This window comes from Streptomyces sp. IBSNAI002, assembly GCF_052244475.1.
GTDB lineage: Bacteria > Actinomycetota > Actinomycetes > Streptomycetales > Streptomycetaceae > Streptomyces.
Map to the genome: position 1 here is coordinate 6,891,267 of NZ_JBQPXG010000002.1, position 24,012 is coordinate 6,915,278.

Below are 24,012 nucleotides of genomic sequence, written 5' to 3' on the forward strand. Positions count from 1 at the left end.
GCCAATGGCCCGCCGGGCGCCTCGGTGCGCTGTCAGCGGTTCAGCAGGGGATCGTGGATCCGTCCAGAGCGGACTCCACGGTCACGGTGAACTCCGTCGGCCCGTCGGACCCCACCCGGAGCAGAGCCGGGGCGCCGTCCACCTCCTTGTGGAAACACATGCCGGGGCCGCTCCGGAACCGGTCCGGGGCCTGAGCCCGGGTGCCGACCGCCTTCCATCCTTCCTTGCCCGCGGTGTCCCAGTAGTGGGCGACCAGCGACTTGGCGTCCGTGCCGTGGGTGTAGGCGCTGTTCGCCATCACCCAGGGATCACCGCTGTCGTCCATGCACTCCACGTAGGTCCGATCCGTGACCGGCGTGGCGCCGGCTATGACGGCGGGCGCCGCGGCCGAGACCCGAGCCATGCGCTCGACCGCCTTGCTCTCCTGGCACGATCCCTCCGACCCGTAGAAGAGCACGTACACCGACCCGGCCAGCAGGGCGAGCCCGGTCAGGCAGCCGACGGTGACGGCCAGGACCACGAACGGTCCGCGGCGCGGCGATTGTGTGGTGATCACAGGTTCCCTTCCTAACCCCACAGCTTGCCGTTGTAGAGGTAGACGCGTGCGTAGAAGTAGAGGCTCGCCCAGAGCACGCCGTAGGAGTGCCAGGCCAGCATGGCCCACCAGTTCCGCACGGCAAAGCTGCGGGCGACGGCGTTGTTGTGCTGGTCGATCTGGGTGTCGCGTCCGGTCTGGCCCCACTCATGCGCGTCTCCCAGCCTCTTGGCCGCTCGTGCGCCGAAGTAGAAGGTCAGGCTCGCCTGCCACATGAAGTGCCGGATCGCGTTGTTCCTCGCGCCGCTCCGGAAGGTCGCGAGCAGCGCTGCCGAAATCGCCGAGGCGAGGGCGCAGCCGCGCCATCCGAGCGACATGCAGGCGTTGGCCTCGATGATCTTCTTGCGCCAGGACTTGGACATCCGGCCGTCCAGGTCCCGCTGGTTGACCGGGTCCGCGTTGGCGTACTCGTACGCGTTCGCGCTGCCGCCGTAGACCGGGTCCGAGGAGAGGAAGCGGCCGGTGGACGGGTTGTAGAGACGGGCGCCCATCAAGGTCAGACCGCTGGGCGTCTCGCCGGAGCGCTGGTGACCGCCGAGCCAGCCGTAGCGGGCCGCGGCCTGCCCCGTGCGGGGCTTGCCGTACTCGTCGGTGTCCAGCACCACGGGAGGCTGGCCGGCGGTCAGCGGGAGCTGGACGGCGACGGAGCCCTGGATCGTCGTCAGGTGCAGGACGACGTCTCCCGTCTTGCTGGTCGTGGTCAGGCCGCCGGCGGAGACGACGTTGCGGGTCACCGCACCGGTCGCGGTGTCCTCGACGATCCAGCGCGGGTTGTCCGCGTCGTCGCCGTAGTGGTTGACGCGGGACGCGGTCTGGGTCCAGGCCGAGCCGTCGTACGACTCCTTCGTCCACCCGCGGTAGCGCTGGGCCGCGTCGAGGCTCCAGGTCTGCCGCTGGTTGGACAGGGTCTGCTGGCGGGTGCGGTCGCTGTTGTAGTAGGCGACGCTCCCGTGGCCGGGGACGGTGGTGGTCCGCCCGAACTCGTCGTAGGCGTAGCCGCTGTCGACGATCCGGTCGGCGCTGTCGTAGGTGTGGGTGGTGGTGGTTCCGCCGGTGGCCGGGCAGTCGGCGCCAGGGGCGCCGGCGGCCGTGGTCAGGCCCGTGCGGTTCGAACGCCCGTCGAAGGTGTAGCCGCGACGGGTGCAGACGGTGTCCGCCGTGTCCTCGACGGAGGCCAGGCGGCCCGCGGTGTCGTAGCGGAAGCGCTGGTCGGAGACGCCGGAGTGGGTGGTGATCTGGCCGTGGACGGATTCGTTCACGGTGTCGCTGTAGACCACGGCCGAGTCGCTGTCGCGCACGTAGCTGCGCTTCGTGGCGTCACCGCCCGGGTCCGTGCTGATGTGGAGCGTGTACCCGCCGGGCAGCTTCTCGCTGCGGACGGCGCCCGACGCGTCGAACGTCGGCCGGAACTCGCCGGCGACCGAGTCGGTGGTCTTCGTGGGAAGGCCCCGGGGTTCGGCGGCGTGGTCGTAGGTGAAGGTGACGGTCGACGGCACGTTGTCCGTGACCTTGGTCGGACGGTCGAGCAGGTCGTACTCGGTGGTGGTGACACCGCCGTCGGCATCGGTGTAGGAGATCGTCCGGCCGAGCTTGTCGAACTGCTTGACGATGGTCCCGCCGGTGGGCGAGGTGTTCTTGACGGCCCGGCCGGTCACCGCGTCGTACTCGGTGGTGGACTCCGGAGCCGCCGTCCCGGTACCGCCGGTGGTGGTGACCTTGGTCGTCCGGCCGGCCGCGTCGAACTCGGTGGTGGTGGTCCGCGTGGACCCGTTCGCCGTCTCGATCTGCTTGGCCGGGTTGCCCCACCAGTTGTACTCGGTGGTGGTCGTCGGCACCTGCGACGGGTTTCCGCCGCCGCCGGTGACCGCACCCGCCGGACCGGTCGTGCAGACCAGGTCGGCCCACTCGGGGCGGCCCTGGCAGGTGCCGGTGCCGGTCGCCGACCAGTACGTGGTGACGCGGGTGGCGGCGTCGCTGCCGTTCGCGCCGGGAAGGAGCTGCTTGGAGACCCGGTCCTTGGCGTCGTACTCGGTGGTCTCCGTGATAGCCAGACCACCGGGGTCCCGGACGGTCTTGACCGGCAGGCCCCTGCCCCAGTCGATCACGGTCTCGGTGGCGCGGGGCTCGCCGAGTACCGTCGGGTGCTCACGGACCTGGGCTCCGACGGTGGCCTTGGTGACCTGGTCCTTGACCCTGGCGGTGCCGTCGGTGGGCCGACCGGCGTCGTATTCGAGGACCGACCGGTCGCGGGCGGTCACCGAGGTGCCGGCCGGAACCAGCAGGGTCGCGCCGTTCTTCAGGTCGGCGGTCAGGTCGACCCGCCTCAGCGGGCCGAGCTTGCCGAGCTGCCGCACTCCGGCCGCGTCGAACGTGGTCGTGGTGCTCAGCTGGAGGGCGCGCTCCGCGCTGGTGAGCTGGCCGATGCCCAGGTCGGCCTGTGCGGCCTGGTCCGCGGGGCTGGCGCCCAGGGCCAGGGCGCGGTTGGCGGCAGAGAGCTCGCGGACGGTGTTCCCGTACCGGTCGTACTCGGTGGCGGTGATGTGTCCGCCGGGCGCCGCGCTGTTGACGGGCCGTCCGGAGGCGCCCAGGTAGGTGACCGACGCCCGGGCGTAGGCCGAGGCGGCGAGTGCCGGACCGGAGTGCGACGAGGGGACCGCGTCGGCGGGGAACAGGGCGGTCGCGTCGGTGGGTGCGCCGGTCTGCCCCCACGTCTTCACATCGGCCGTGCCCATCGGGTACGGGGCCGCGGCGCCGGTCAGCGGGACGCCGTAGACCACGCTGGTGGCCGCGGTGCCCTGCTCCTCGCCCGCCGTGCCCGGCTTCAGGCCGGACCGGGAGGACTTGAGGAGCATGCCGTCACCGGCGGTGGGAGAGGATCCTGCCTGGCCGTACGTGAACGACCAGGGCAGTTCGGACTTGGCCTGGAGCCACTTGACGCGGTCCGCGGTGTCGTACGCGTACTGCGTCTGGGTGCTCTGCGCCAGGTTGGGGTCCCTCTGCTGGCGGAGGTTGCCGCCGGCGTCGTAGCGGTAGGCGGAGACCGCCTTCGAGGTGGCGTTCGCGGCGCCGGGCTCGGTGGCCCACAGCCGGATCTCCTTCACCTGGCCGGCGAAGTCGCCGAAGTCGGCGGAGGTGCTGTATCCGGTGGCGGTGGTGGCGGTCGCGTAGACGAACTCCAGCGAGCGGCATCCCTTGGTCTGCGGGGTGGTGGTGCAGGCCGAGGCGGTCGTGGCGGAGGTCGGGGCGATGACCCGCTTGGGGCGGGCCAGCTTCTTGGTGTCGACGGTGACCGCCTCCGACACCACGGTGGTGGTCGAGTTGTCGACTCCGCCGACCTGGGTGGTGGAGACCTGCCAGGTGGTCATCGCCGGGTCGCCACGGGTGAACTCGGTGACCGTGCCGCCGTCGTCGGTCAGCGTGAACGAGCCGCTGACACTGCCGGTCAGGGTCATGCCGGCGCCGGGCTCGGAGACCCAGCCGTTGCGTGCCGCGTTGGCGGTGAAGTGCAGCGCGTCACCCGAGGTGGTCACGACGTCCACGGCCGTGTCCGAGACCCGCGCGACGTGCGAGTAGTCGGACTGGACGATCTCGGCCGCCGTGCCGGAGGACCACTCCCGGCCGAAAATCGCGGCCTGGCCCTCCTGTTTGGCGCCCTTGTGCGGGTCGCGCGAGGAGGTGGTGCGGGAGACGGACATGCCGAAGGCGGAGACGTCGGTGGCCGACACCTCGAAGTCACCGGTCAGCAGGTTCAGCGTGCCCGGGCCGACCGGGCTGGTGGCGGCGCCGCTCGCGTTGCGGTCGACGACCACGGCCAGGGGCTGGGTGGCGCCGGTGGCGCTCGCCGGGCCGGTGAAGTCGGCCTTGATCTGGACGCTGCCGTCCGGGTCGACCGTGTCGGTGGTGTTCCAGACCAGTGCGGGCGTGCGCCCCGAGGTCATGGACACGGGCCAGGCCGTGAGCGGCGTGCCGCCGTTGGTGACGTGTCCCGGCGGGATCTGCACCCAGGGGTCGGCCTCGGAGCGGCGCCAGGAGAAGGAGGCAGCGTTGAAGGTGGCGCCGTCCGCTTCGGCGGTCAGCGGGAGCCGTCGCGCCGTGCGCTCGCCGTCCGCGGGCTGGACGAAGCCGCCCGGTCCGGCGTGGAAGTCGTATTCGACGGCCTCCGACTCGTTGTCGGCCTTGTCGACGGCGCGCACGTACAGGGTGTGGCTTCCGTTCGACGGCGGGGTGACGGACAGGGTCCGGCTGCCGGCGGCGCCATCGGTGGGCACGCGCGTCCACTCGACGGCGTCCAGGGACCATTCGAGCCACTGGTGGTCCGTGCCGGCGGGCGGGGATACGGTGAAGTCCCCCGCTTGCCCGGCGCCCTTGACCCAGACGTTGGACGGGTAGTCCGTCGAGGTCAGCCCGGTGGGGGCGGAGGGGGCGGTGGTGTCGACGGTGAACGTCTTCCAGGCCGACCAGCCGGTGTTGTAGTGGGTTCCGTCGTAGGGGTTGGAACGGAACTTGTACGTCTTGCCGTTGGCCAGCACGCCGGCCGGAACGGTCACCGAGGCGGCCTCGCCGGAGGCGACGAACGGCGAAACGATGACGTTGCCGACCTGGGTGTCGGTCGCCGAGTCGAAGATCTGGAACGTTCCGTTGACCTGGTCGCCGTTGGCGTCGACGAAGGTGTCGCGCAGGGTGGGGGTCGGGGTGTTGACGGTGTAGGCGCCGCCGTAGGAGAAGAACGGCGGGCCGGCTTCCTGCTTGGTGCCGGTGCGGGGACGGTAGTTGTAGGTGACCGTCAGCTTGGGGACGTTGGAGGCGGCGTTGGAGGAGTTGACGCGCTTCCACTGCTTGGTGTTGTTCTCGTCGGTGGCCCGCAGGCCCATGCTGGAGAACGTCCACTTGTTGTTGGACCAGTGCTGGACCAGGTTGGTGACGTTGGCGTTGATCCAGCCGTCGGGCTGGGCGGCGCAGCCGGGGTTGCCCTTGGTCTCGGTGGAGGTGGCCATTTTGGTGACCATGGCGGGCTGGCTGGTCCAGCGGGAGGCGGTGGTGGGTCCGTTGGAGGTCCACACCTCCCAGGGCTGGGTGGTGCAGTCGGTGTTGCCGGAGTGGAAGTTCCACAGGGAGAGCTTGGCGTCGGAGATGAGTGCGTCGGCGACGGGTGCGGTGTTCCAGGTGATGAAGGAACGGGCGGTGCGCCAGGTTCCGTCGGCGTTCTTGGTGCCGGGGTTGCCGAGGTCGAGTTCGGTGTCGTTGGACCAGTCGACGGTTTCGCCCTGCTGGACGTAGGTGTCGAAGAGGTTGCCGAGTGAGGAGGTGGAGGGGTCGACGGTGACGGGGTACTTCGTCGCGGGGTCCGCGAGGAAGGCGGCGTCGGGGGTGATGACGAGGTCGACGCCGTCCTTGGTCTTGACGGCCTTGAGGCCGACCTTGGCGCGTCGGGTGTGTTCGCCGGAGGCGGGGTCGACGGTGGCGTCCCACATGACCGGGGCGGGCATGGTGGCGGTCTTCTTCGACTTCTTGTCGGTGAACAGCACGCTGCCGTCGGGTTGCTGTTCGACCTTCAGGCCCTTGGTCTTCAGGGGCAGGGTGTAGCCGAAGCCGGCCTCGGGCTTCGCCTTGAGGTCGACGAACTGCTCGAAGCCGGTCCGGGTCGCCTCGACGATCAGGTCCGCGCCGGGTATCGCGCCTTCGTAGGTGGCGCGGGTGCCGTCCAGCTTCGGGGCGGGCAGGCCGCCGCGCCACTGGAGCGTGATCGCCTCGTCGCCGGAACCCAGCGTCACCAGGTCCGCGGCCGCGTTCGCGGGCTCGGCCGGCGGGGCCGACTTCAGGAAGGACACCTTCGAGGCGGTCTTCCCGGACAGGCGCAGGCCCTGCGGGTGGGCCTTGGAGGCGACCGAACCGTCGGGCGCGGCCGTGAGGTTCACGTCGACGTCGCGCCACTGGCCGGTGGCGGCGTCCTTGAAGCGGATCGGGCCGGCCGCGACCTCGGTGGTCAGCGATCCGTCCTGGTTCACCCACGTGGTGGACGTCTCGGAACGCTCCGAGAGCGCCTCCACGCGGTGCTTGTACAGACGAGCGGCCACCCGGGCGGACGGTATGTCCGCCGCGGACTGCGCGGTCTCCTTGGCCTGCTTCGCCTTGCCGGCCGCGGCAGCCGGGGCGGCGATGGCGGCCTCGGCTCCGTAGATCGTCGACACGGTCATCACGACGGCCAGCGCGGCGGCCGTGGCACCCAGCCCGGCCGGCGCCCTGAACGGCGAACGGACGCGCCCCGCGGGCCCGTCCGGTCTTCTTCGGTAACGCAAGATCCCCCCAGGGGATGACGATTCGGTCACCTGCACATCGCAAGTGATCACTGGCTTGAAAGTAGCCGTCCCTACAAGATCAAAAATCATCAGCAAGCGCGCGAAATGATCCATTCCGGGAAGCGGAATGACATCTCATTTCGGTCACGGCGGCACCTGTTGGGCGGAGCTGAGCGCAAGTGGCGCAAAGCTACTGGTTGGTAGTCGCGGCCCTCCGGCGGAGGCCGCACCGCAACGGGCCCTACTTCAGAGGTAATCGACCCCGCCGGGGGTCGGGCGGCACGCTGGGGGCATCGGGTTCCGGTTCCGCGCACTCGGATCCGGAACCCGATGCCCCCTCCCGTATCCGACCTCGACGGAGGCTGATTCCCCATGTCCGCAACCCTGATCGGCAGCATCGCCCGCACCGCCGAACCGCAGGCGGTGCTGCGCCGCTTCCTCGCCCTCGACTCCGTGGTCACCACCGGCAACGGGCTGGCGTACGCCGCCTTCTCGGCCCCGCTGGGCCGGCTGCTCGGGGTCGGGCAGCAGGTGCTGCTGGGGCTCGGGATCCTGCTCGTCGCCTACGGCGCGGCCGTGGGCCTGCTGGCCTCGCGCAGGCGTCCGCCGGCCTTGCCGGTGAAGCTCGTGATCGAGACCAACTGCGCCTGGGCGGCGCTGAGCCTGCTCTCCCTCGCCGTCTGGTTCTCGCCGACGGCCGCCGGGGCCGTGTGGATCCCGGCGCAGGCGCTCGTCGTCGCCGGATTCGCCCTGCTCCAGCAGCTCGCGCTGCGCTCAGCCGTCAAGTGAGCGAAGGTACTTCGCCGTTGCCGGGTCGGCCGGGAGCATCGTCTCGATGGCCAGCTCGGCGACGGTCACGTCCATCGGCGTGTTGAAGGTGGCGATCGAGGACACGAAGGACAGCACGTGGCCGTCGTGCTCGATGACGAGCGGGAGCGCGATGTACGGGACGGGTTCGTCCGCCTCCGGTTCGCCGCCGGCCCGCTCGGCGACCGGATAGGCCGCGACCTCCTCGTACAGGGCGCGCAGCGGCTCGGACCGGGCCAGCGCGATCTGCCGCCCCATCTGCTCCAGCAGGTGCCCGCGCCACGCCCTGAGGTTGCGGATCCGCGGGGCCAGGCCCTCGGGGTGCAGGGTGATCCGCATGGCGTTCAGCGGCGGGGCCAGCAGGTGCTCCGGCAGCCCGTCCATCAGCATCAGGATGCCCCGGTTGGCGGCGACGACGTGATAGGTGGCGTCGACGACCAGCGCCGGGTAGGGCTCATAGCCGGTCAGCAGCCGTTCGATGCCCTCGCGCAGCGCCGCCATGGACGGGTCGTCCAGGGCGGTCTGCGCGTAGTGCGGGGCGTAACCCGCTGCCAGGAGCAGGGCGTTGCGCTCCCGCACCGGCACGTCCAGGCGGTCCGCGAGCCTCAGCACCATCTCCTGGCTCGGCCGGGACCGCCCGGTCTCGATGAAGCTGATGTGCCGGGACGAGGAGTCGGCGCGGCCCGCCAGCTCCAGCTGGCTGATGCCGCGCCGCTCCCGCCACGTACGGAGCAGGGTGCCGACCGTGGGCATCGTGGTGGTCATGCCCTCGACGGTAGCCGAGCGTGCCGCGCGCCGCCCCGGTCAGCCCAGGTCGAAGACGTTCCGCAGGCCCATCCGGTAGCGCCACAGGTCGTGCCGCTTGGCGGGCTCGACCTCAGGGGCCCGGTACAGCGGCCTGACCGTGCACCGGTCGGCCCTCGAACCGTCCCGGTCCAGCAGGGAGTTGACGGCGGCCCGGGCGGATGCGTTCGCGCCCTCCATCGTCGCCAGGTCGATGTCGACCGCCACGTAGTCCCCGCTGAGGAAGAAGTTCGGGATGCGGGTGCCCGCGCTCGGCCGGTTGTGGAAGGTGCCGGTCGGGTGGATCAGCAGCTCGTCCTCGTTGGTCGGATGGGGGGTGCCCAGCCCGTCCACGCCCGGATCCAGGAACCACGAGTGCAGTGCGGAGTCGCTCAGCAGCGTCTTCCCGGTGTCGTTGAGGGAGGCCTTCAGCTGGGCCCACACCTCGCGCGCCACCTCCTCGCGGGTGCACTGCTTGGCCGTCTTCCCGTACAGGATCCCGGGCTTGTCCCATTCCGAGACGTCCACCGACAGGCAGTCGACCGCCGCGCCGTCGCCGTAGTCGGCGGGGAAGTCGCGGGAGGGCCAGTGCTCGGCCTGCTGGATCGCCGTCAACGACCAAGGGGAGTCGATGCAGTTGAGGTGGCCGTGCACCAGCGGGGCCCGTTCGGTGAGATAGAACTGGATCCCCGTCATCCAGTCCGTCTCCAGCCTGTCGCAGCGCCCCAGCATCGGATCGGCGGCCCGCAGCCCGGCGCTCCACGTGCGCCGGGCGTGCTCGACGGGCAGCGCCGAGAGGTAGTGGTCGGCGGTGACGGTCTGCCGCGCACCGGACGGGTCCAGGACGGCGACCCCGCTCACCCGGCCGCTGCCGTACTGCACCTCCCGCACGGTCCAGCCGATCCTGAACTCCACCCCGAGCGAGCGCAGATGGGCCTCCCACGGGTCGATCCACGCCTCGTTGGTGGGCAGGTTGAGGATCCGGTCCGGCGGACCGTCCGCGCCGCGGCCCAGCAGGTTGAAGACGAAGGCCTCGCCGAGGGTGCCCACGGTCCGGGTGGAGGCCTCCTCCGCCTTGGTCGCGACGATGTTGCGGGTGATGCCGACGGCGAGGATCCGCTGGTACTCGTTCGACATCCGCGCCGCGCGCACGAAGTCCCACCAAGGGGTGTGCTCCCAGACCTCGTTGCGCCGCTCGTCGCAGCTGGTGAGGAAGACCAGCACGCGGTTGACGAAGTACGCCGTCTCGTGCAGCGGCAGCCTGACCAGCGACTGCAGGATGCCGGTGAGCGCGCGCCGGATCTCCTCGGGCGTCAGCTCGGCGGGGGAGTGCTCCGGCCAGGGGATGGGCCCGCGCAGGTCCTCGCGGCCGCCCGCCCGGGCGAACATCATCTCGCGCGGGGCGACGAGGTTGTCCCACACCCCGTTCGCGTTCCCGGGGAAGGGGATGCGCCGCATGGTGTCGGGCAGGTTGTGGTAGATGCCGGGGATGAAGCGGAATCCGTGCTCGGCGGGCAGCGGGCGGCGTCCGCCCCGGGCGCTGCCGGGCACGTCCATGCTGCGCGCCTTGCCGCCGAGCGCGCGGCGTTCGTACACGGTGACGGCGTAGCCGCGCTCGGCGAGTTCGTGCGCCGCGGTCAGCCCGGCCACCCCGCCGCCGAGGACGGCGACGCGCCGGCCGTTCGGCGCGGCCCCGGGACCCGTCCCGGCGCCCGCCTCCGCCGCGGCCGCCGGCGCCGCGGCCAGGGCCGCGGGCAGGGCTCCGCCGGCCGTGGCGGCCGCGGTGCCCGCGATGAACGTACGTCTGGAACTTCCCGTGCTCGCCATCGAGGTGCCGCCCCTTCGTCCCCTTGTTACCGTTGGTAACAGTCGCGTCCGGCGCAGGAGCCTAAGGGGACCGGGTGGGGCGCGGAAGGCCCGGAAAGCACCCGAGCGCACTATGGCGCGAAAGGGTCGCTCCGGCGCGCACTGTGGGAACCTTGACTCCACGTCACGGGGAAAAGGAGCCGGTGGATGCCGAGTGAACCGCTGTCACAGAAGGAGATCGAGGACCGGTTGCGGGACCTCCCCGGCTGGGCCTTCGAAGACGACCGGATCTTCCGCACCTACCGGCTGGGCACGCACTTCGCGGCGAGCGCCCTCGTCACCCACATCGCCTCCGTCCAGGAGGAGTTGAACCACCACTCCGACCTGACCCTCGGCTACAACACGGTCCGGCTGTCGGTGAACAGCCACGACGCGGGAGGTGTGGTGACGGCGAACGACTTCGCCCTCGCCGAGCGCGTCGAATCCCTCGCCCCGGCCCACGGCGCGAGCTGACGGCACACCGCCTGCCGGACCCCGGCGCCGAGGCCGGGGTCCGGCACGGCGAACTCGCCCGAGCCGGTGCGGTCAGGCCGGTTCCAGGCGCCACCACTGGGCCGGGGAGTCGGTGTCCTCGCCCTGGCGGACGCGGCCTTGGCCGTCCGCCTCCAGGACGAGGTCGCTGATGCACGCGATGAGGGAGACCACGCCCGGATCGTCGAGGTGTTCCTCGACGATCCACTCCTGCGCGCCGAAGGCGTTGGCCCGCCACACCTGCACCCGGGCGCCGCTGTCCGTGGAGGCGTTCGCGACGTCGAGGCGGCGCTCGTTGTCCTCGCTCACGACGTGGAAGATCCCGCCGCCGCTGTGCACCGGCGAGATCCGCCACCGGCGGGCCGCCTCCGGCGCGGGCGGCCCGTCGGGGCCCACCCGCACCCGGGAGGCCCCCTCCAGCTGGAGCACCAGGCCGCTGTCCACGTTGCGGATCCGGTAGAGCCCCTCGGCAAGGTTCACGCGGGGCCCGCTCACACGTCGAAGACGGCCGGGTCCGGACCGATCCGCCGGGCGGCGGAGCCCGCGCCCAGGGCGTCCAGCGCGGCGGCGTCCTCGGCGTCCAGCTCGAAGCCGAAGACGTCCAGGTTCTCCCGGATCCGGGACGGGGTCACGGACTTGGGGATCGCGACGTTGCCGTTCCGCAGGTGCCAGCGCAGCACGACCTGCGCGGCGCTGCGCCCGTGCTTGGCGGCGATCGCGGTCACCGCCGGGAGCGTCAGCAGCTCCTTGCCCTGGCCCAGCGGGGACCAGGCCTCGGTGGTGATCCCGCGCTCCGCGTGCAGCGCGCGCAGCTCGTCCTGCGGGAACAGCGGGTGCAGCTCGATCTGGTTCACCGCCGGCACCAGCGCACTCGCCCCGGCCAGCCGGTCCAGGTCCGCCGGGCGGAAGTTCGACACGCCGACGGCCCTGGCCCGGCCGCCCGCCGCGATCTCCTCGAAGGTCTGCCAGATGGAGACGAAGTCGTCGCGCATCGGGCGCGGCCAGTGGATCAGGTACAGGTCGACGTGGTCGAGGCCCAGCTTGGCGAGCGAATCGTCGAAGGCGCGCAGCACCGCGTCCCGGTTCCAGGACCGCTTCGGGCCGTTCCACAGCTTCGTGGTGACGAACAGCTCCTCGCGTGCGAGCCCGGAGGCGGCCAGCCCGCGGCCGGTGCCGGCCTCGTTGCCGTAGACGGCCGCCGTGTCGATGCTGCGGTAGCCCGCCTCCAGCGCGGTCGCGACGGCCCGCTCCGCCTCCGCGTCCGGCACCTGCCAGACGCCGAAGCCGAGCTGGGGCATCAGCGTTCCGTTGTTGAGCTTGACGGTGGGGACCTGGTTCACGTCTGGTCGTTCCCTCGGGTCGATGGGCGTCGTCGTACGAGGGGCGACAACCGGCCTCTCGTGCGACGTATTCCCGCCACCCCGGATGGCTCACGCCGTCCCGAGGTACGCCTCCCGCACCAGCGGGTCCGCCCGTACCGCGGCCGGCGGCCCCTCGGCGAGCACCGACCCGAGGTCCAGTACGACCACCCGTGCGCACAGGTCCATCACGAACGCCACGTTGTGCTCGACCAGCAGCACCGCGCAGCCCTCCTCCCGCGCGAGGCGCCGGACCACCGAGGCCAGCCGCTCGCGCTCGGGCGCCGACATCCCGGACGCGGGCTCGTCCAGCAGCAGCACCCTCGGCGGATCGGCCACCGCCCGCGCCAGCTCCACCATCCGGGCCTGCCCGACGGGCAGCCCGCCCGCGTACGAGGACCCCAGCGCGCCGATCCCGCAGCCGGCCAGCACCCGCTCGCCGTGCTCCCGGCGCGCCCGCTCCCGGGACCGCCGGGCCGGAAAGGCGACCAGGTCCGCGGCCGGCCCGCCCCCGCCGCCCCGCCCCCGCCGCCCCGCCACTCCTGCGCCACCAGCAGGTTGTCCGCCACGCTCAGCTGGCCGAACAGCTGCTGGCGCTGGAAGGTCCGGCGCATCCCGTGCCGGGCCCGCCAGACGGGGGAACGGCGGGTGATGTCCACCCCGTCGAGCAGCAGCCGCCCCCGGTCGGGTCGGCGGATCCCCGACAGGACGTCGAACAGCGTGGTCTTCCCGGCCCCGTTCGGCCCGATCAGCCCGCACACCTCGCCCGCCCGGACGCCGAGGTCCACCCCGGTCAGGGCCCGGACCCCGCCGAAGCGCACGCCGACGCCCCGGGCCTCCAGCACGTATCCGCTCATGTCGCCATCCCCAGGTAGGCCTCGGTGAGCCGGTCCGCCTCCACCTCGGCACGCGGGCCGCACCACGAGACGCGGCCCTGGGAGAGGTAGGCCACGGTGTCGGCGATCCCGAAGATCTCCGCCGCCTTCTCCTCCACCAGGAGCAGCGCGGTCCCGGCGTCGCGGAGTTCGGTGAGCAGCGCGTACACCTCCTCGACCACGCGCGGGGCGAGCCCGAGCGAGGGCTCGTCGGCGATCAGCACCTCGGGCGGCCGCTGCAGCAGCGGGGCCAGCGCCAGCATCTGCTGCTCCCCGCCGGACAGGGCCCCGGCGGCCACCGAGCGGCGTTCCGCGAGGCGCGGGAAGCGGTCGTAGACGGCGGCGCGGGCGGCGGGGTCCCGCAGGTACAGGGCCAGGTTCTCCTCGATGGTGAGCCCGGGGAAGATGCCCCGGCCTTCGGGGGCGAGCAGCACTCCGGACCGGGCCCGCCGCACGGGCCCGTCGCGGGTCGTGTCCCGCCCGCCGACGAGGACCGCCCCCGCGGTGGGGGCCAGCGCCCCGGCGGCCACCCGGCACGCGGTGCTCTTGCCGGCGCCGTTGGGGCCGAGCACGGCGAGGATCTCCCCCCGGCGGACGGCGAGCCCGACACCGTGCAGCACGAGCCCGCCGTCGTACCCGGCCGTGACGCCGCGCAGCTCCAGCGCGGGCCCCGCGGCCGCGCGGGGGGTCCCCCCGGCGGCAGCCGGGGCCGGAGCCCCCGAAGGCTCCGGGGCGGGGCCGCGGGGCGGGGGGACGGGGGCGGAGCCCGCGGTTTCGGGGCGGGGCGGGGCGGGGGAGAGCCCCGCGGGACCGCGCCCCCCGGCCCTCCGCTTCGCCCGGCGGACCGGGACGGCCGCGCAGTAGCCGTCGGGATCGTTGGCCAAGGCCAGCCCCGCCAAGCCGAACAGGATCACCGGCAGATGGGCCGACGCCGTCACGTAGTCCGCCAGCACCCGCGGAGCAACGGCGAACACCAGCCCCGCCACCACCGCGTACTGCGGCCGCCGCACACCCGCCGCCACCACCACCGCCAGCCACACCAGCCCCGTCATCGCCGTGAAGTCCGTGGCCGTGATGCGGGTGTTGAACGAGGCGTACAGCACGCCGCCGAACCCGGCCAGCCCCGCCGACAGCGTGAACAGCAGCAGCTTCGTCCGCAGGACCGACACCCCCGAGGCCATCGCCGCCGCGGGCGCCGACCGCACGGCCAGCATCGCCCGCCCGGACGGAGACCCCCGCAGCGCGCTCAGCCCGGCCGCCACCACCGCGGCCACGACCACCAGGGCCACCCCCAGGGCCCGGTCGTCGGTCAGGTCCACGGGCCCGAACACCGGCCGCGGGACCGGCCATCCGGAGTCCCCGTTGCGCAGCCACCGCAGCTGGAACAGCACCTGGTCGGCGAGGAACGCCAGGGCCAGCGTGGCCAGCGCCAGCGACCGCCCGCCCAGCCGCAGCGCCGGCAGCGCGACCAGCGCCCCCAGCACGGCGGCCACGCACGTCCCGGCCGCCAGCGCCGCCACGAACGGCCAGCCCCGGCTCATCAGCAGCCCGGCCACCAGTGCGGCCCCGGTCACGAAGGTGCCCTGGGCCAGCGAGACCATCGCCCCGAGCCCGGTCACCACGGTGAAGGACATGAACACCAGCCCGATGGCCAGCCCCTGTGCCAGCAGCCCGCTCCAGAACGGGGTGGTCACGGTGTAGAAGGCGACGCACAGTGCTGCCGCGCCCGCCGCCCACACCCCCCACCGCCGCCCCCACGCCGCCCCGGCCAGATGGTCGACCGGCGGCGTGTCCACGGCCGCCACCCCCGCCGTCCGCGCCCTGCGCGTCATCACCAGCAGGCCCGCGAACAGGATCAGGAACGGCACCGCCGTACGGAAGCCGGTGATCCCCTCGGCGAAGGAGGCGTATCCGGCCACCAGGTTCTGCAGCACCCCGAGTCCCAGCCCGCCCGCGAAGGCGAGCGGCACGGACGCGAACCGTCCGATGACCGCCGCCGTGGCCGAGACGAACAGGAACAGGGTGAAGTCGTGCGCGGACAGCCCCAGCAGCGGCGTCGCGAGCACGCCCGCCAGCCCGGCCAGCGCCGAGGCGATCATCCAGGCCACCGAGGAGAGCCGGTCGGCGCTGATCCCGCGCAGCTCGGTCAGCGCGCGGTTGTCCACCGCGGCCCGCAGCAGCAGCCCGAGCCGGGTGTGCCGCATCAGCACCCACAGGGCCACCGCCACGACCGCCGTCACCACCCAGGTGATCAGCTGGTCGGAGTCGATGCCGACGCCCTCCGCGAGCTGCCAGGACTTCGCGGGGCTCGGTCCGACCCCGGGCAGCCCGAACTGGTTCTCGGCGGGCTTCACGGGCGCGCCCGCGTCCGCCAGCAGCTCCACCACCCACAGCCCGGCCGCCGGCAGGGCCACCAGCAGTCCGATGGTCGCCACGATCTGCGCCGTCTCGCCGACCCGCGCGAGCCACCGGAACATCAGCCGGTCCAGCCCCCAGCCGAGTCCGGGGGCCAGCACGCACACCACGAGCAGCGCCGTGGGGACCGCCGGCCAGCCCAGGCCCGAGTGCAGCTCGTAGAAGGTGAGCGCGCACAGGTAGGCGGTGGCCCCGTGCGCGAAGTTGAACAGCCCGGACGCCGAGTACGACAGCACAAGCCCGGTGGCGAGCAGTGCGTACAGGGCGCCGGAGACCAGGCCGCTCAGGACGAAGACGAGCAGATCTCCCATGGTGCGGACCTACTTGAAGGGGATGGGCTCGTGGCACTTGAACGGGACGGAGACCTCGTACGCGCCGTTCTTCAGCTGTACGAGCGCCCCGCAGCCGAAGCTGTCCTTCTGCCCCTTGGGCTCCGCCCGGTCGCCGACGAGCGTGCCGGTGTCGGAGAAGTTCTGTGCGGCGGCCTGGAAGGACTCGACGGTCAGGTCCGTGCCGGCCTTCTGCGCGATGGCGACGAAGAGGTCGGCCGACATGTAGCCGGTGAGCATGTGCATGTTGAGCGGCACGTCCTGCCCGCCCGCCGCGGCCTTGATGTCGGCCTTGAACCGGGCCATCTTCGGGCTGTCCGACTCGAAGGGCTCGAACTGGAGCAGCACGTGCACCCCGTCGAGGGCCTGCTTGGTGGCGTCCTTGGCGAGCAGGCCCGGGTCGTAGTCGGTGGGGTCGGAGAGCAGGCCCTGGTAGCCGCCGCGCTTGAGGGCGGTGAACAGCCCGATGTTGTTGGGGGTCTGCATGACGGAGATCACGGCGTCGGGCGCCTTGCCGCCGTTGCTCCCGAGGATCTCCTTCACGTACGCCGACCAGTCGCTGGGCACGGCGGTGCCGGGCACGGAGGCCTTGGCGTAGGAGACGGTGAACCCGGCGCTGGCGAAGCCCTGCTGGAAGGTGCGGATGCCGAACTTCCCGGCGTCGCTGTCGTTGGCGATGATCGCCACGGACTTGCCCTGGGCCCCGCCGAGCAGCTGTCCGATGCCCTCGGGCCAGGTCTGGTTGATGGTGCCGCCGGGGGTGGGGACCAGGCAGCCGTTGAAGCCGTAGATGTACTTGGGCCCGCAGAAGGAGGGCAGGGTGCCCCAGCCGAAGGTGGGGACCTTCTCCTGTTCCAGGAAGTCGGCGCCCGAGAAGGTCACCGAGCTCATGGGGGCGACCGCGAAGACCTTGTCCTGCTGGACGAGTTTGCGGGCGGCCGCCATGTTCTTCGAGGGGTCCTGGCCGTCGTCCTCCGCGCCGAGGTAGTCGATCTTCCGGCCGTTGACGCCTCCCTCGGCGTTGGCCCTCATGTAGCGCGCCTTGGCGCCGAGATCGGTGTCCTTCTTGCTGTAGCCGCTCGCGCTGGTCATCGACACGATGCCGCCGACCTTGATCGACTCGGCGGTCACCCCGCGGCGGTCCCCGGGCTTGTCGCCCGGCCTGCCGATGTCGTTGCCGTTGGTGGAGGCGGAGTTGCAGGCGGAGACGAGTGCGAGGACTGCCGCCGCGGCGGCAAGGGTGCGGATCGGTCGCGACATCTGGGGATCCCCTCCGGTCGAATCCCCGCATTCTGTGTGCGACCTGACGCATCGTCAATATCAGCGGCAGCGTCTATGTGACGAACCGTCAGAAATGCTGGGCGGGGCGTCCCGGTCCGGGAACCAGCCTGCTCACGACTGGTACAGGGCCGCGACCTCCATCGCGTACGCCTTCTCGATCGCCCGGCGCTTGAGTTTCAGGGAGGGCGTCAGCAGCCCCCGCTCCTCGCTGAACTGCTCGGGCAGCACCCGGAAGGTGCGGATCGCCTCCGCCTGCGAGACCAGGGTGTTGGCCGCCACCACCGCCCGTCGGACCTCCGCCGACAGGTCCGTGTCGTGCACCAGCTCCGCCGGCGGCCGCTGCGGCAGGCCGCGCATCGACAGCCAGTGCGCGATCCCCTCCGGGTCCAGCGTGATCAGGGCCGCGATGTACGGCCGGTCGTTGCCCACCAGCACGCACTGGGCCACCAGCGGATGCGAGCGGACCCGCTCCTCCAGCGCGGCCGGCTGCACGCTCTTGCCGTTGGAGGTCACCAGGATCTCCTTCTTGCGGCCCGTGATGGTCAGGTAGCCGTCCTCGTCCAGCCGCCCCAGGTCCCCCGTCGCCAGCCAGCCGCCGCGCAGCACCTCCTCCGTACCGCGCGGGTCGTTGAGGTAGCCGGAGAAGACGTGGGCGCCGTGCAGCCAGACCTCCCCGTCGTCCGCGATGTGCACCGTGCCGCCCGGGATCGGCGGGCCCACCGTGCCGTACTTGGTCGCCCCCGGCGGGTTCGCCGTGGCCGCCGCGCTGGACTCGGTCAGCCCGTACCCCTCGAACACCGTGATCCCGGCCCCGTCGAAGAACAGTCCGAGGCGGCGCGACATCGCCGACCCGCCCGACATGGCGTGCCGCACCCGGCCGCCCATCGCCGAGCGGACCTTCCCGTACACCAGCTTCTCGAAGACCTGGTGCTCCACCCGCAGCCCCGCGGAGGGCCCCGGCCCGCTGCCGAAGGCCTTCTGCTCGCGCGCCTGCGCATACCGCACGGCCGTCTCCACCGCCCGGTCGAAGGGTCCCGTACGCCCCTCCGCCTCCGCCTTGCGCCGGGCGGCCGCGAAGACCTTCTCGAAGACGTACGGGACCCCGAGCACGAAGGTCGGCCGGAACGCCGCCAGCTCCGGCAGCAGCTCGGCCGCCGTCAGCTGCGGCTGGTGCCCGAGCTTGACCCGCGACCGGATGGCGGCCACCTCCACCATCCGCCCGAAGACGTGGGCCAGCGGCAGGAAGAGCAAGGTCGACGGCTGCTCGCCCGGACCCGCCTGGAAGACGGACTCCCAGCGGCTGACCATCGTGTCGGCCTCGAACATGAAGTTGGCGTGCGTGAGCACGCACCCCTTGGGCCGCCCGGTGGTCCCCGAGGTGTAGATGACGGTCGCGACCGCGTCCGGGGTCACCGCGCCGCGATGGCGGTGCACGACGTCCTCCGCGACCCCGTGCCCGTCGGCGACCAGCGCGTCCACGGCCCCCGCGTCGAGCTGCCACAGCAGCCGCAGCCGGGGCAGCCGGTCGACCACCGAGCCCACCGTCATGGCCTGGTCCTCGTTCTCGACGACGCAGGCCGTGCACTGCGAGTCGTGCAGGATCCACTGCACCTGCTCGGCAGACGAGGTCGGATAGACCGGCACGGGCTGGGCGCCGACCGCCCACAGGGCGAAGTCGAAGAGGGTCCACTCGTAGCGGGTACGGGACATGACGGCGACCCGGTCCCCGAACCGCACGCCCTGCGCCAGCAGCCCCTTGGCGAGCGCGAGCACCTCGGCGGCCAGTTCCCCGGAGGTCACGTCCCGCCAGACGCCGCCGGTCTTGCGGCCCAGGACCACCCGGTCCGGGTCCTCGTGCGCATGGCGGAAGACGGAGTCGGCCAGACCGCCGACGGGCGCGCCCGTGACGACAGGTGGGACGGTGATCTCGCGCAAGGCCCCGCTCCTCTCCGTACGGCGCGGCGACGCTACCCCACGCCGAACGGCAGTTGATCAGCCTGCGCATACCTCCACAAGACCTCCTCAGCGGGGTTCGGTACGCGGGTCACGCCGTGCGGCTGAGGCGGTCCGCCCCCGAGAGGATCGCCGAGGCCAGGGCCTCGGCGGCGGCCGGTACGCGGGCGCCGCGCAGCAGCGCGAACTCCACCGAGCCCAGCTCCGGCAGCCCGCCGACGCGGACCAGCCCCGGCGGGATCAGCCCCCGGGTGTGCGCCATCACGCCCAGCCCCGCCCGGGCCGCCGCGATCAGCCCGCTCAGGCTGCCGCTCGTACAGGCGATCCGCCACCGCCGCCCGTCCCGCTCCAGCACCTCCAGTGCCCGCGCCCGGGTGATCCCCGGCGGCGGGAAGACGATCAGCGGCACCGGCCGCTCCGGATCCACTCGCAGCCCCTCCGCCCCGATCCACACCATCCGGTCCCGTCACACCAGCCGGCCCCGCTCGTCGCCCGGCCCCCGCCGCTTCGCCAGCACCAGGTCGAGCCGCCCCGCGTCCAGCCGCTCGTGCAGCGTGCCCGACAGCTCCACCGACAGCTCCAGGTCCACTTCGGGATGCTGGTGCCGGAACCCCTCCAGGATCTCCGGCAGCCGGGTCAGCACGAAGTCCTCCGAGGCCCCGAACCGCAGCCGCCCCCGCAGCCGGGTCCCCGTGAAGAAGGCCGCCGCCCGCTCGTGCGCCTCGAGGATCGTGCGCGCGAAGCCCAGCAGCGCCTCGCCGTCCTCCGTCAGTTCCACGCTGTGCGTGTCGCGCAGGAACAGCGGCCGCCCCGTCGCCTCCTCCAGCCGCCGCACGTGCTGGCTGACCGTGGACTGCCGTACGCCGAGCCGCCCGGCGGCCTGCGTGAAGCTGAGCGTCTGCGCCACCGTGAGGAACGTGCGCAGCTGGACGGGGTCGTACATGCCGCCCACGCTACCGCGCCCATCGCGAATCACGATGACAGTGAGTGTGGTGTGCGGGTTTCCCGATCACCATGGCACCCCCGACGATGGGAGGGAGACCGTTCCCCGAGAGCAAGTGAGCACCCCGCAGATGCGCCGCCCGCACCTCCCCGCCTGGCTGCCCCTGGACCCGTACGTCCTGGCGCTCCTCGGCACCGTCGGCCTCGCCGCGCTGTTCCCCGCCCGCGGCGCGGCCGCCACCGTCGCCGACGGCGCCTCCACCGCGGCCGTGGCCCTGCTGTTCTTCCTCTACGGGGCCCGGCTCTCCACCCGTGAGGCCCTCGACGGCCTGCGCCACTGGCGGCTGCACCTCACCGTGCTCGCCTGCACCTTCGTTCTCTTCCCCCTCCTCGGCCTCGCCGCCGGGGGCCTGGTCCCCGGGGTGCTCACCCAGCCCCTCTACAGCGGACTGCTCTTCCTCTGCCTGGTCCCCTCGACCATCCAGTCCTCCATCGCCTTCACCTCGATCGCCCGCGGCAACGTCCCGGCCGCGATCTGCGCCGGCTCCTTCTCCAGCCTCGCCGGCATCCTCCTCACCCCCCTCCTCGCCGCCGGCCTGCTCGGCGGCGACGCGGGCGGCTTCTCCCTGGACTCCGTCCTCAAGATCGTCTTCCAGCTCCTCCTGCCCTTCCTCCTCGGGCAGTTCCTGCGCCGCTGGGTCGGCGGCTTCCTCGTACGCCACCGGCCGGTCCTCGGCTACGTCGACCGCGGCTCGATCCTGCTCGTCGTCTACGCCGCCTTCAGTGCGGGCATGGCCGCCGGGGTCTGGCACCAGGTGAGCCCGGCCAGGCTGGGCGCCCTGATGGCGGTGGAGGCCGTGCTCCTCGCCGTCATGCTGCTCGTCACCTGGTACGGGGCGAAGCGCCTGGGCTTCGGGCGGGCGGACCGCATCGCCATCCAGTTCGCCGGGTCGAAGAAGAGCCTGGCCGCCGGACTCCCCATGGCCAGCGTGCTGTTCGGGGCGCAGGCGAGCCTCGCGGTGCTGCCGCTGATGCTGTTCCACCAGATGCAGCTGATGGTCTGCGCGGTCCTCGCTCGCCGCCGCGCCGCCGATCCGGTGGGCCCCGAAGCCGCCGCCGACCGTGTGGCGGAGGTCTCGCCCGCGTCCCAACAGCCCACGGGTCAGGCCCGATAACGTTCGGTGGTGACCTGGATACGCCCGAACGGCGCCCACGCCGAACGCCCCTGCACCCTCGTGGTCTGCCGCGGCTGCTGCTGCGGCGACCCCCGCAAGAACCCCGGTACCGACCACGCCGGGCAGCTCGCCCGGCTGCGCGAGGCCGCGGCCGCCTCCGGGGGACGGCTGGCCGTCCGTACGAGCGAATGCCTCGGCCCCTGCGCCCAGGCCAACGTGATCGTGGTCCAGCCCACCACCGAGGCCCGCCGCCGCGGAGCCCGCGCGGCCTGGTTCGGCTGGGCGCTGGACGACACGGCCACCGACGAGATCATCGCCTGGGCCGAATCGGGCGGCCCCGGCACCACACCGGTCCCGCCCGCCCTGGACCTGCACCGCATCGCACCGCCGGCCCCCGCCCCGGCCGCCCGCGCCACCCGCCGCACCCGCCGCGGGCGTTGAACCGGCGGCGGCGAGAATGCGACGGCGGCCGGGACAGCGGCGGCGGCCCGGCGCTCACGTCGTGATGCGTTCCTCGCCCGCGTAGATGTTCATGTCCGGGCCCCGCAGGAAGCCGACCAGGGTCAGGCCCGTCTCCAGGGCCAGGTCCACCGCCAGCGAGGACGGGGCCGAGACCGCCGCCAGGACCGGGATGCCCGCCATCACGGCCTTCTGGGCGAGCTCGAAGGAGGCCCGGCCCGACACCAGCAGCACCGAGCCGGTCAGCGGGAGGCCGCCGGACCGGAGCGCCCGCCCGACGATCTTGTCCACGGCGTTGTGCCGGCCCACGTCCTCGCGCAGGTCCAGCAGCTCACCGCCCGCCGAGAACAGGCCGGCCGCGTGCAGCCCGCCCGTGCGGTCGAAGACCTTCTGGGCCGCGCGCAGCCGGTCCGGCAGCGCGGCCAGGAGATCCGCGGAGATCCGTACGGGGTCGGCGCCCGGCGTCGGGAAGCGGGCCGCCGTGCGGACGGCGTCCAGGCTGGCCTTGCCGCACAGGCCGCAGGAGGAGGTGGTGTAGACGTTCCGCTCCAGCGTGATGTCCGGTAGGGGAACCCCGGCCGCCAGCTGCACATTGACCACGTTGTAGGTGTTGGTGCCGTCCTCGGCCGCCCCCTCGCAGTAGGTGACGGCCCGCACGTCCGAGGAGCGGGCGAGCACGCCCTCGCTCACCAGGAAGCCCACCGCGAGCGCGAAATCGTCCCCCGGGGTGCGCATCGTGATCGCCAGCGGCTTGCCGTTCAGCCGTATCTCCAGCGGCTCCTCGGCGACCAGCGTGTCCGGGCGGACCCCCACCACGCCGTTCCGGATCCGGACTACACGACGACGCTCGGTGACCCGTCCCATGGCGATCAGTACACCCTTTCGTTTTTGTTTGCGGTTTCTGTCCGTGTCCGACAACCTCATTGTCGCGGTTCCGCTTCCCCCACCCTCCCCGGCTGCCGGATCCTCGGGAATCTCCAAATTCCGGCACCGGAATCCTGTCGGGTCACGCGCACACGTACCCGCCGGTAGCAGGCAAAGCTGGGTGATCCTGACTTCCGTAACGAGGGGGGACCCCGCCCATGACCGGTTCACGCGTGGTGGCGCTAGGGCACTACCAGCCCGCGAAAGTGCTCACCAACGAGGACCTCGCGGCCATGGTCGACACGACTGACGAATGGATCCGGTCCCGGGTCGGCATCAAGACGCGCCACATCGCGGGTCCGGACGAACCGGTGGACGAGCTGGCCTTCCAGGCGGCGGGCAAGGCCCTGGCCGGCGCCGGCCTGACCCCGGACGACATCGACCTGGTCCTGGTCGCCACCTCCACCGCCATCGACCGCTCGCCCAACATGGCCGCGCGCGTCGCCGCCAAGCTGGGCATGGGCGGCGGCCCCGCCGTGATGGACATCAACGTCGTCTGCTCGGGCTTCACGCACGCCCTGGCCACCGCCGACCACGCCATCCGGGCCGGCTCCGCCTCCCGCGCCCTGGTCATCGGCGCCGACAAGATGACCGAGATCACCGACTGGAGCGACCGCAGCACCTGCGTGCTCACCGGTGACGGCGCCGGCGCCGCCGTGGTCGAGGCCGCCGACGAGCCGGGCATCGGCCCGGTGCTGTGGGGTTCGGTCCCCGAGATGGGCAACGCCGTGCGGATCGAGGGCTCGCCGCCGGTCTTCGCGCAGGAGGGGCAGTCGGTCTACCGCTGGACCACCAGCCAGCTCCCGCCGCTGGCCCGCAAGGTGTGCGAGAAGGCCGGGGTCGTCCCGGAGGAGCTGGCCGCGGTCGTCCTGCACCAGGCGAACCTGCGGATCATCGAGCCGCTCGCCGCCAGGATCGGCGCCGTCAACGCCGTCGTCGCCCGCGACGTGGTCGACTCGGGCAACACCTCGGCCGCCAGCATCCCGATGGCGCTGTCCAAGCTGGTGCAGCGCGGCGAGATCCCCACGGGAGCCCCCGTGCTCCTCTTCGGTTTCGGCGGGAACCTGTCCTACGCGGGCCAGGTCGTCCGCTGCCCCTGACCCGGGCGAGACGCACCGTATCGCCACGCCCGCCGCGGCATGCGTGCAGGTCAGCACGGCGTGGCGGACGGCAGCCGCTCGGATAAGTGGTCGGAACCCAGCCGATCCTTTGCTATTGTTGTCCATGTCGCCGCGGGAAACCGGGGCCGACCACCTGGTCCGGGTGGCGGAATGGCAGACGCGCTAGCTTGAGGTGCTAGTGCCCTTTATCGGGCGTGGGGGTTCAAGTCCCCCCTCGGACACAGAAGAAGGACCCCGCTGCGGCGGGGTCCTTTTCGTTGTCCCGGGGACGGTCCGCGGGACGGTGGTCAGGGGCCCAGGACCACCAGACCCGTCGGGGTGGCCAGGGTGCCCGGGGCGACCTGGGTGAAGGTGTGCGGCAG

The 24,012-nt window shown here is 72.4% G+C and carries 16 protein-coding genes, 1 tRNA gene and 2 pseudogenes; 6 read left to right on the plus strand and 13 right to left on the minus strand.

Annotation, left to right across the window (positions count from 1 at the left end; translation table 11 throughout):
• Window positions 1-40: 40 nt before the first annotated feature.
• Both ACTVZO_RS32515 and ACTVZO_RS32520 read right to left on the minus strand, forming a co-directional pair.
• A complete protein-coding gene (locus ACTVZO_RS32515; RefSeq protein WP_443301720.1) occupies window positions 41-556 on the minus strand; it encodes a hypothetical protein in 516 nt (171 codons plus the stop codon).
• A gap of 11 nt (window positions 557-567) precedes the next feature.
• Window positions 568-6,789 carry an RHS repeat-associated core domain-containing protein gene (locus tag ACTVZO_RS32520; protein WP_443303340.1) on the minus strand — a complete coding sequence of 2,074 codons (6,222 nt, stop codon included), beginning with the start codon at window positions 6,787-6,789 and terminating at the stop codon, window positions 568-570.
• Window positions 6,790-7,263: 474 nt separating this feature from the next.
• On the opposite strand from ACTVZO_RS32520, the gene ACTVZO_RS32525 reads away from it, so the two are divergent.
• Complete coding sequence (locus ACTVZO_RS32525; RefSeq protein ID WP_443301721.1) at window positions 7,264-7,680, plus strand: hypothetical protein; 417 nt, start codon at window positions 7,264-7,266, stop codon at window positions 7,678-7,680.
• Here ACTVZO_RS32525 and ACTVZO_RS32530 read toward each other — a convergent pair.
• Both ACTVZO_RS32530 and ACTVZO_RS32535 read right to left on the minus strand, forming a co-directional pair.
• The gene (locus ACTVZO_RS32530) at window positions 7,666-8,463 is read right to left on the minus strand and encodes a helix-turn-helix domain-containing protein (protein ID WP_443301722.1); all 798 of its coding nucleotides are present in this window, start codon (window positions 8,461-8,463) and stop codon (window positions 7,666-7,668) included. The two genes, ACTVZO_RS32525 and ACTVZO_RS32530, sit on opposite strands and share 15 nt — an antisense overlap.
• A 39-nt stretch (window positions 8,464-8,502) precedes the next feature.
• Complete coding sequence (locus ACTVZO_RS32535; RefSeq protein ID WP_443301723.1) at window positions 8,503-10,308, minus strand: hydroxysqualene dehydroxylase; 1,806 nt, start codon at window positions 10,306-10,308, stop codon at window positions 8,503-8,505.
• Window positions 10,309-10,494: 186 nt separating this feature from the next.
• Here ACTVZO_RS32535 and ACTVZO_RS32540 point away from each other — a divergent pair, with 186 nt between their 5' ends.
• Window positions 10,495-10,800 (plus strand): 4a-hydroxytetrahydrobiopterin dehydratase, encoded by a 306-nt coding sequence (locus ACTVZO_RS32540; RefSeq protein ID WP_443301724.1) that lies wholly within the window; start codon window positions 10,495-10,497, stop codon window positions 10,798-10,800.
• A gap of 72 nt (window positions 10,801-10,872) precedes the next feature.
• Here the strand turns inward: ACTVZO_RS32540 and ACTVZO_RS32545 are convergent, their stop codons facing one another.
• The 8 genes and pseudogenes from ACTVZO_RS32545 to ACTVZO_RS32580 form a co-directional block, all read right to left on the minus strand.
• Window positions 10,873-11,298, minus strand: coding sequence for an RICIN domain-containing protein (locus ACTVZO_RS32545; RefSeq protein WP_443301725.1), 426 nt, complete (start codon window positions 11,296-11,298; stop codon window positions 10,873-10,875).
• 11 nt (window positions 11,299-11,309) lie between these two features.
• Window positions 11,310-12,158 carry an aldo/keto reductase gene (locus tag ACTVZO_RS32550; RefSeq protein ID WP_443301726.1) on the minus strand — a complete coding sequence of 283 codons (849 nt, stop codon included), beginning with the start codon at window positions 12,156-12,158 and terminating at the stop codon, window positions 11,310-11,312.
• A 90-nt stretch (window positions 12,159-12,248) separates the two neighbouring features.
• Window positions 12,249-12,716 carry an ATP-binding cassette domain-containing protein gene (locus tag ACTVZO_RS32555; RefSeq protein WP_443301727.1) on the minus strand — a complete coding sequence of 156 codons (468 nt, stop codon included), beginning with the start codon at window positions 12,714-12,716 and terminating at the stop codon, window positions 12,249-12,251.
• A 65-nt stretch (window positions 12,717-12,781) separates the two neighbouring features.
• Window positions 12,782-13,033: pseudogene (locus ACTVZO_RS32560) on the minus strand (ATP-binding cassette domain-containing protein); the annotation flags it as partial.
• Window positions 13,030-15,777: an ABC transporter permease subunit gene (locus tag ACTVZO_RS32565; RefSeq protein WP_443301728.1), complete on the minus strand. Its 2,748-nt coding sequence runs from the start codon at window positions 15,775-15,777 to the stop codon at window positions 13,030-13,032. The pseudogene ACTVZO_RS32560 and the gene ACTVZO_RS32565, both read right to left, overlap by 4 nt.
• Window positions 15,778-15,786: 9 nt before the next feature.
• Complete coding sequence (locus ACTVZO_RS32570; protein WP_443301729.1) at window positions 15,787-17,055, minus strand: ABC transporter substrate-binding protein; 1,269 nt, start codon at window positions 17,053-17,055, stop codon at window positions 15,787-15,789.
• 132 nt (window positions 17,056-17,187) lie between these two features.
• Entirely contained in the window at window positions 17,188-19,011 is a 1,824-nt protein-coding gene (locus tag ACTVZO_RS32575) for an AMP-dependent synthetase/ligase (RefSeq protein ID WP_443301730.1), read from the minus strand.
• 109 nt (window positions 19,012-19,120) lie between these two features.
• Window positions 19,121-19,972, minus strand: a pseudogene (locus ACTVZO_RS32580) (LysR substrate-binding domain-containing protein).
• A 130-nt stretch (window positions 19,973-20,102) separates the two neighbouring features.
• On the opposite strand from ACTVZO_RS32580, the gene ACTVZO_RS32585 reads away from it, so the two are divergent.
• A complete protein-coding gene (locus tag ACTVZO_RS32585) occupies window positions 20,103-21,146 on the plus strand; it encodes a bile acid:sodium symporter family protein (protein WP_443303341.1) in 1,044 nt (347 codons plus the stop codon).
• Window positions 21,147-21,155: 9 nt separating this feature from the next.
• The gene (locus ACTVZO_RS32590; RefSeq protein ID WP_443301731.1) at window positions 21,156-21,587 is read left to right on the plus strand and encodes a (2Fe-2S) ferredoxin domain-containing protein; all 432 of its coding nucleotides are present in this window, start codon (window positions 21,156-21,158) and stop codon (window positions 21,585-21,587) included.
• 54 nt (window positions 21,588-21,641) lie between these two features.
• Here ACTVZO_RS32590 and fdhD read toward each other — a convergent pair whose 3' ends face one another.
• A complete protein-coding gene (fdhD, locus tag ACTVZO_RS32595) occupies window positions 21,642-22,469 on the minus strand; it encodes a formate dehydrogenase accessory sulfurtransferase FdhD (protein ID WP_443301732.1) in 828 nt (275 codons plus the stop codon).
• 218 nt (window positions 22,470-22,687) lie between these two features.
• On the opposite strand from fdhD, the gene ACTVZO_RS32600 reads away from it, so the two are divergent.
• Together ACTVZO_RS32600 and ACTVZO_RS32605 are read left to right on the plus strand one after the other, a co-directional pair.
• On the plus strand, window positions 22,688-23,629 hold the full coding sequence (locus ACTVZO_RS32600) for a beta-ketoacyl-ACP synthase III (protein ID WP_443301733.1): 942 nt from the start codon (window positions 22,688-22,690) through the stop codon (window positions 23,627-23,629).
• Window positions 23,630-23,786: 157 nt separating this feature from the next.
• Window positions 23,787-23,871: transfer RNA gene (locus ACTVZO_RS32605), tRNA-Leu, on the plus strand.
• The last annotated feature ends 141 nt before the right edge of the window (window positions 23,872-24,012 follow it).

What these genes read in the sequence shown, in the direction of transcription:
- ACTVZO_RS32585 (WP_443303341.1), top strand. Translation starts at nt 20,103, where the DNA reads ATGCGCCGCCCGCACCTCCCCGCCTGGCTGCCCCTGGACCCGTACGTC.
- ACTVZO_RS32525 (WP_443301721.1), top strand. Translation starts at nt 7,264, where the DNA reads ATGTCCGCAACCCTGATCGGCAGCATCGCCCGCACCGCCGAACCGCAG.
- ACTVZO_RS32600 (WP_443301733.1), top strand. Translation starts at nt 22,688, where the DNA reads ATGACCGGTTCACGCGTGGTGGCGCTAGGGCACTACCAGCCCGCGAAA.
- ACTVZO_RS32530 (WP_443301722.1), bottom strand. Translation starts at nt 8,463, where the DNA reads ATGACCACCACGATGCCCACGGTCGGCACCCTGCTCCGTACGTGGCGG.
- ACTVZO_RS32535 (WP_443301723.1), bottom strand. Translation starts at nt 10,308, where the DNA reads ATGGCGAGCACGGGAAGTTCCAGACGTACGTTCATCGCGGGCACCGCG.
- ACTVZO_RS32520 (WP_443303340.1), bottom strand. Translation starts at nt 6,789, where the DNA reads ATGACCGTGTCGACGATCTACGGAGCCGAGGCCGCCATCGCCGCCCCG.
- fdhD (WP_443301732.1), bottom strand. Translation starts at nt 22,469, where the DNA reads ATGGGACGGGTCACCGAGCGTCGTCGTGTAGTCCGGATCCGGAACGGC.
- ACTVZO_RS32540 (WP_443301724.1), top strand. Translation starts at nt 10,495, where the DNA reads ATGCCGAGTGAACCGCTGTCACAGAAGGAGATCGAGGACCGGTTGCGG.
- ACTVZO_RS32565 (WP_443301728.1), bottom strand. Translation starts at nt 15,777, where the DNA reads ATGGGAGATCTGCTCGTCTTCGTCCTGAGCGGCCTGGTCTCCGGCGCC.
- ACTVZO_RS32570 (WP_443301729.1), bottom strand. Translation starts at nt 17,055, where the DNA reads ATGTCGCGACCGATCCGCACCCTTGCCGCCGCGGCGGCAGTCCTCGCA.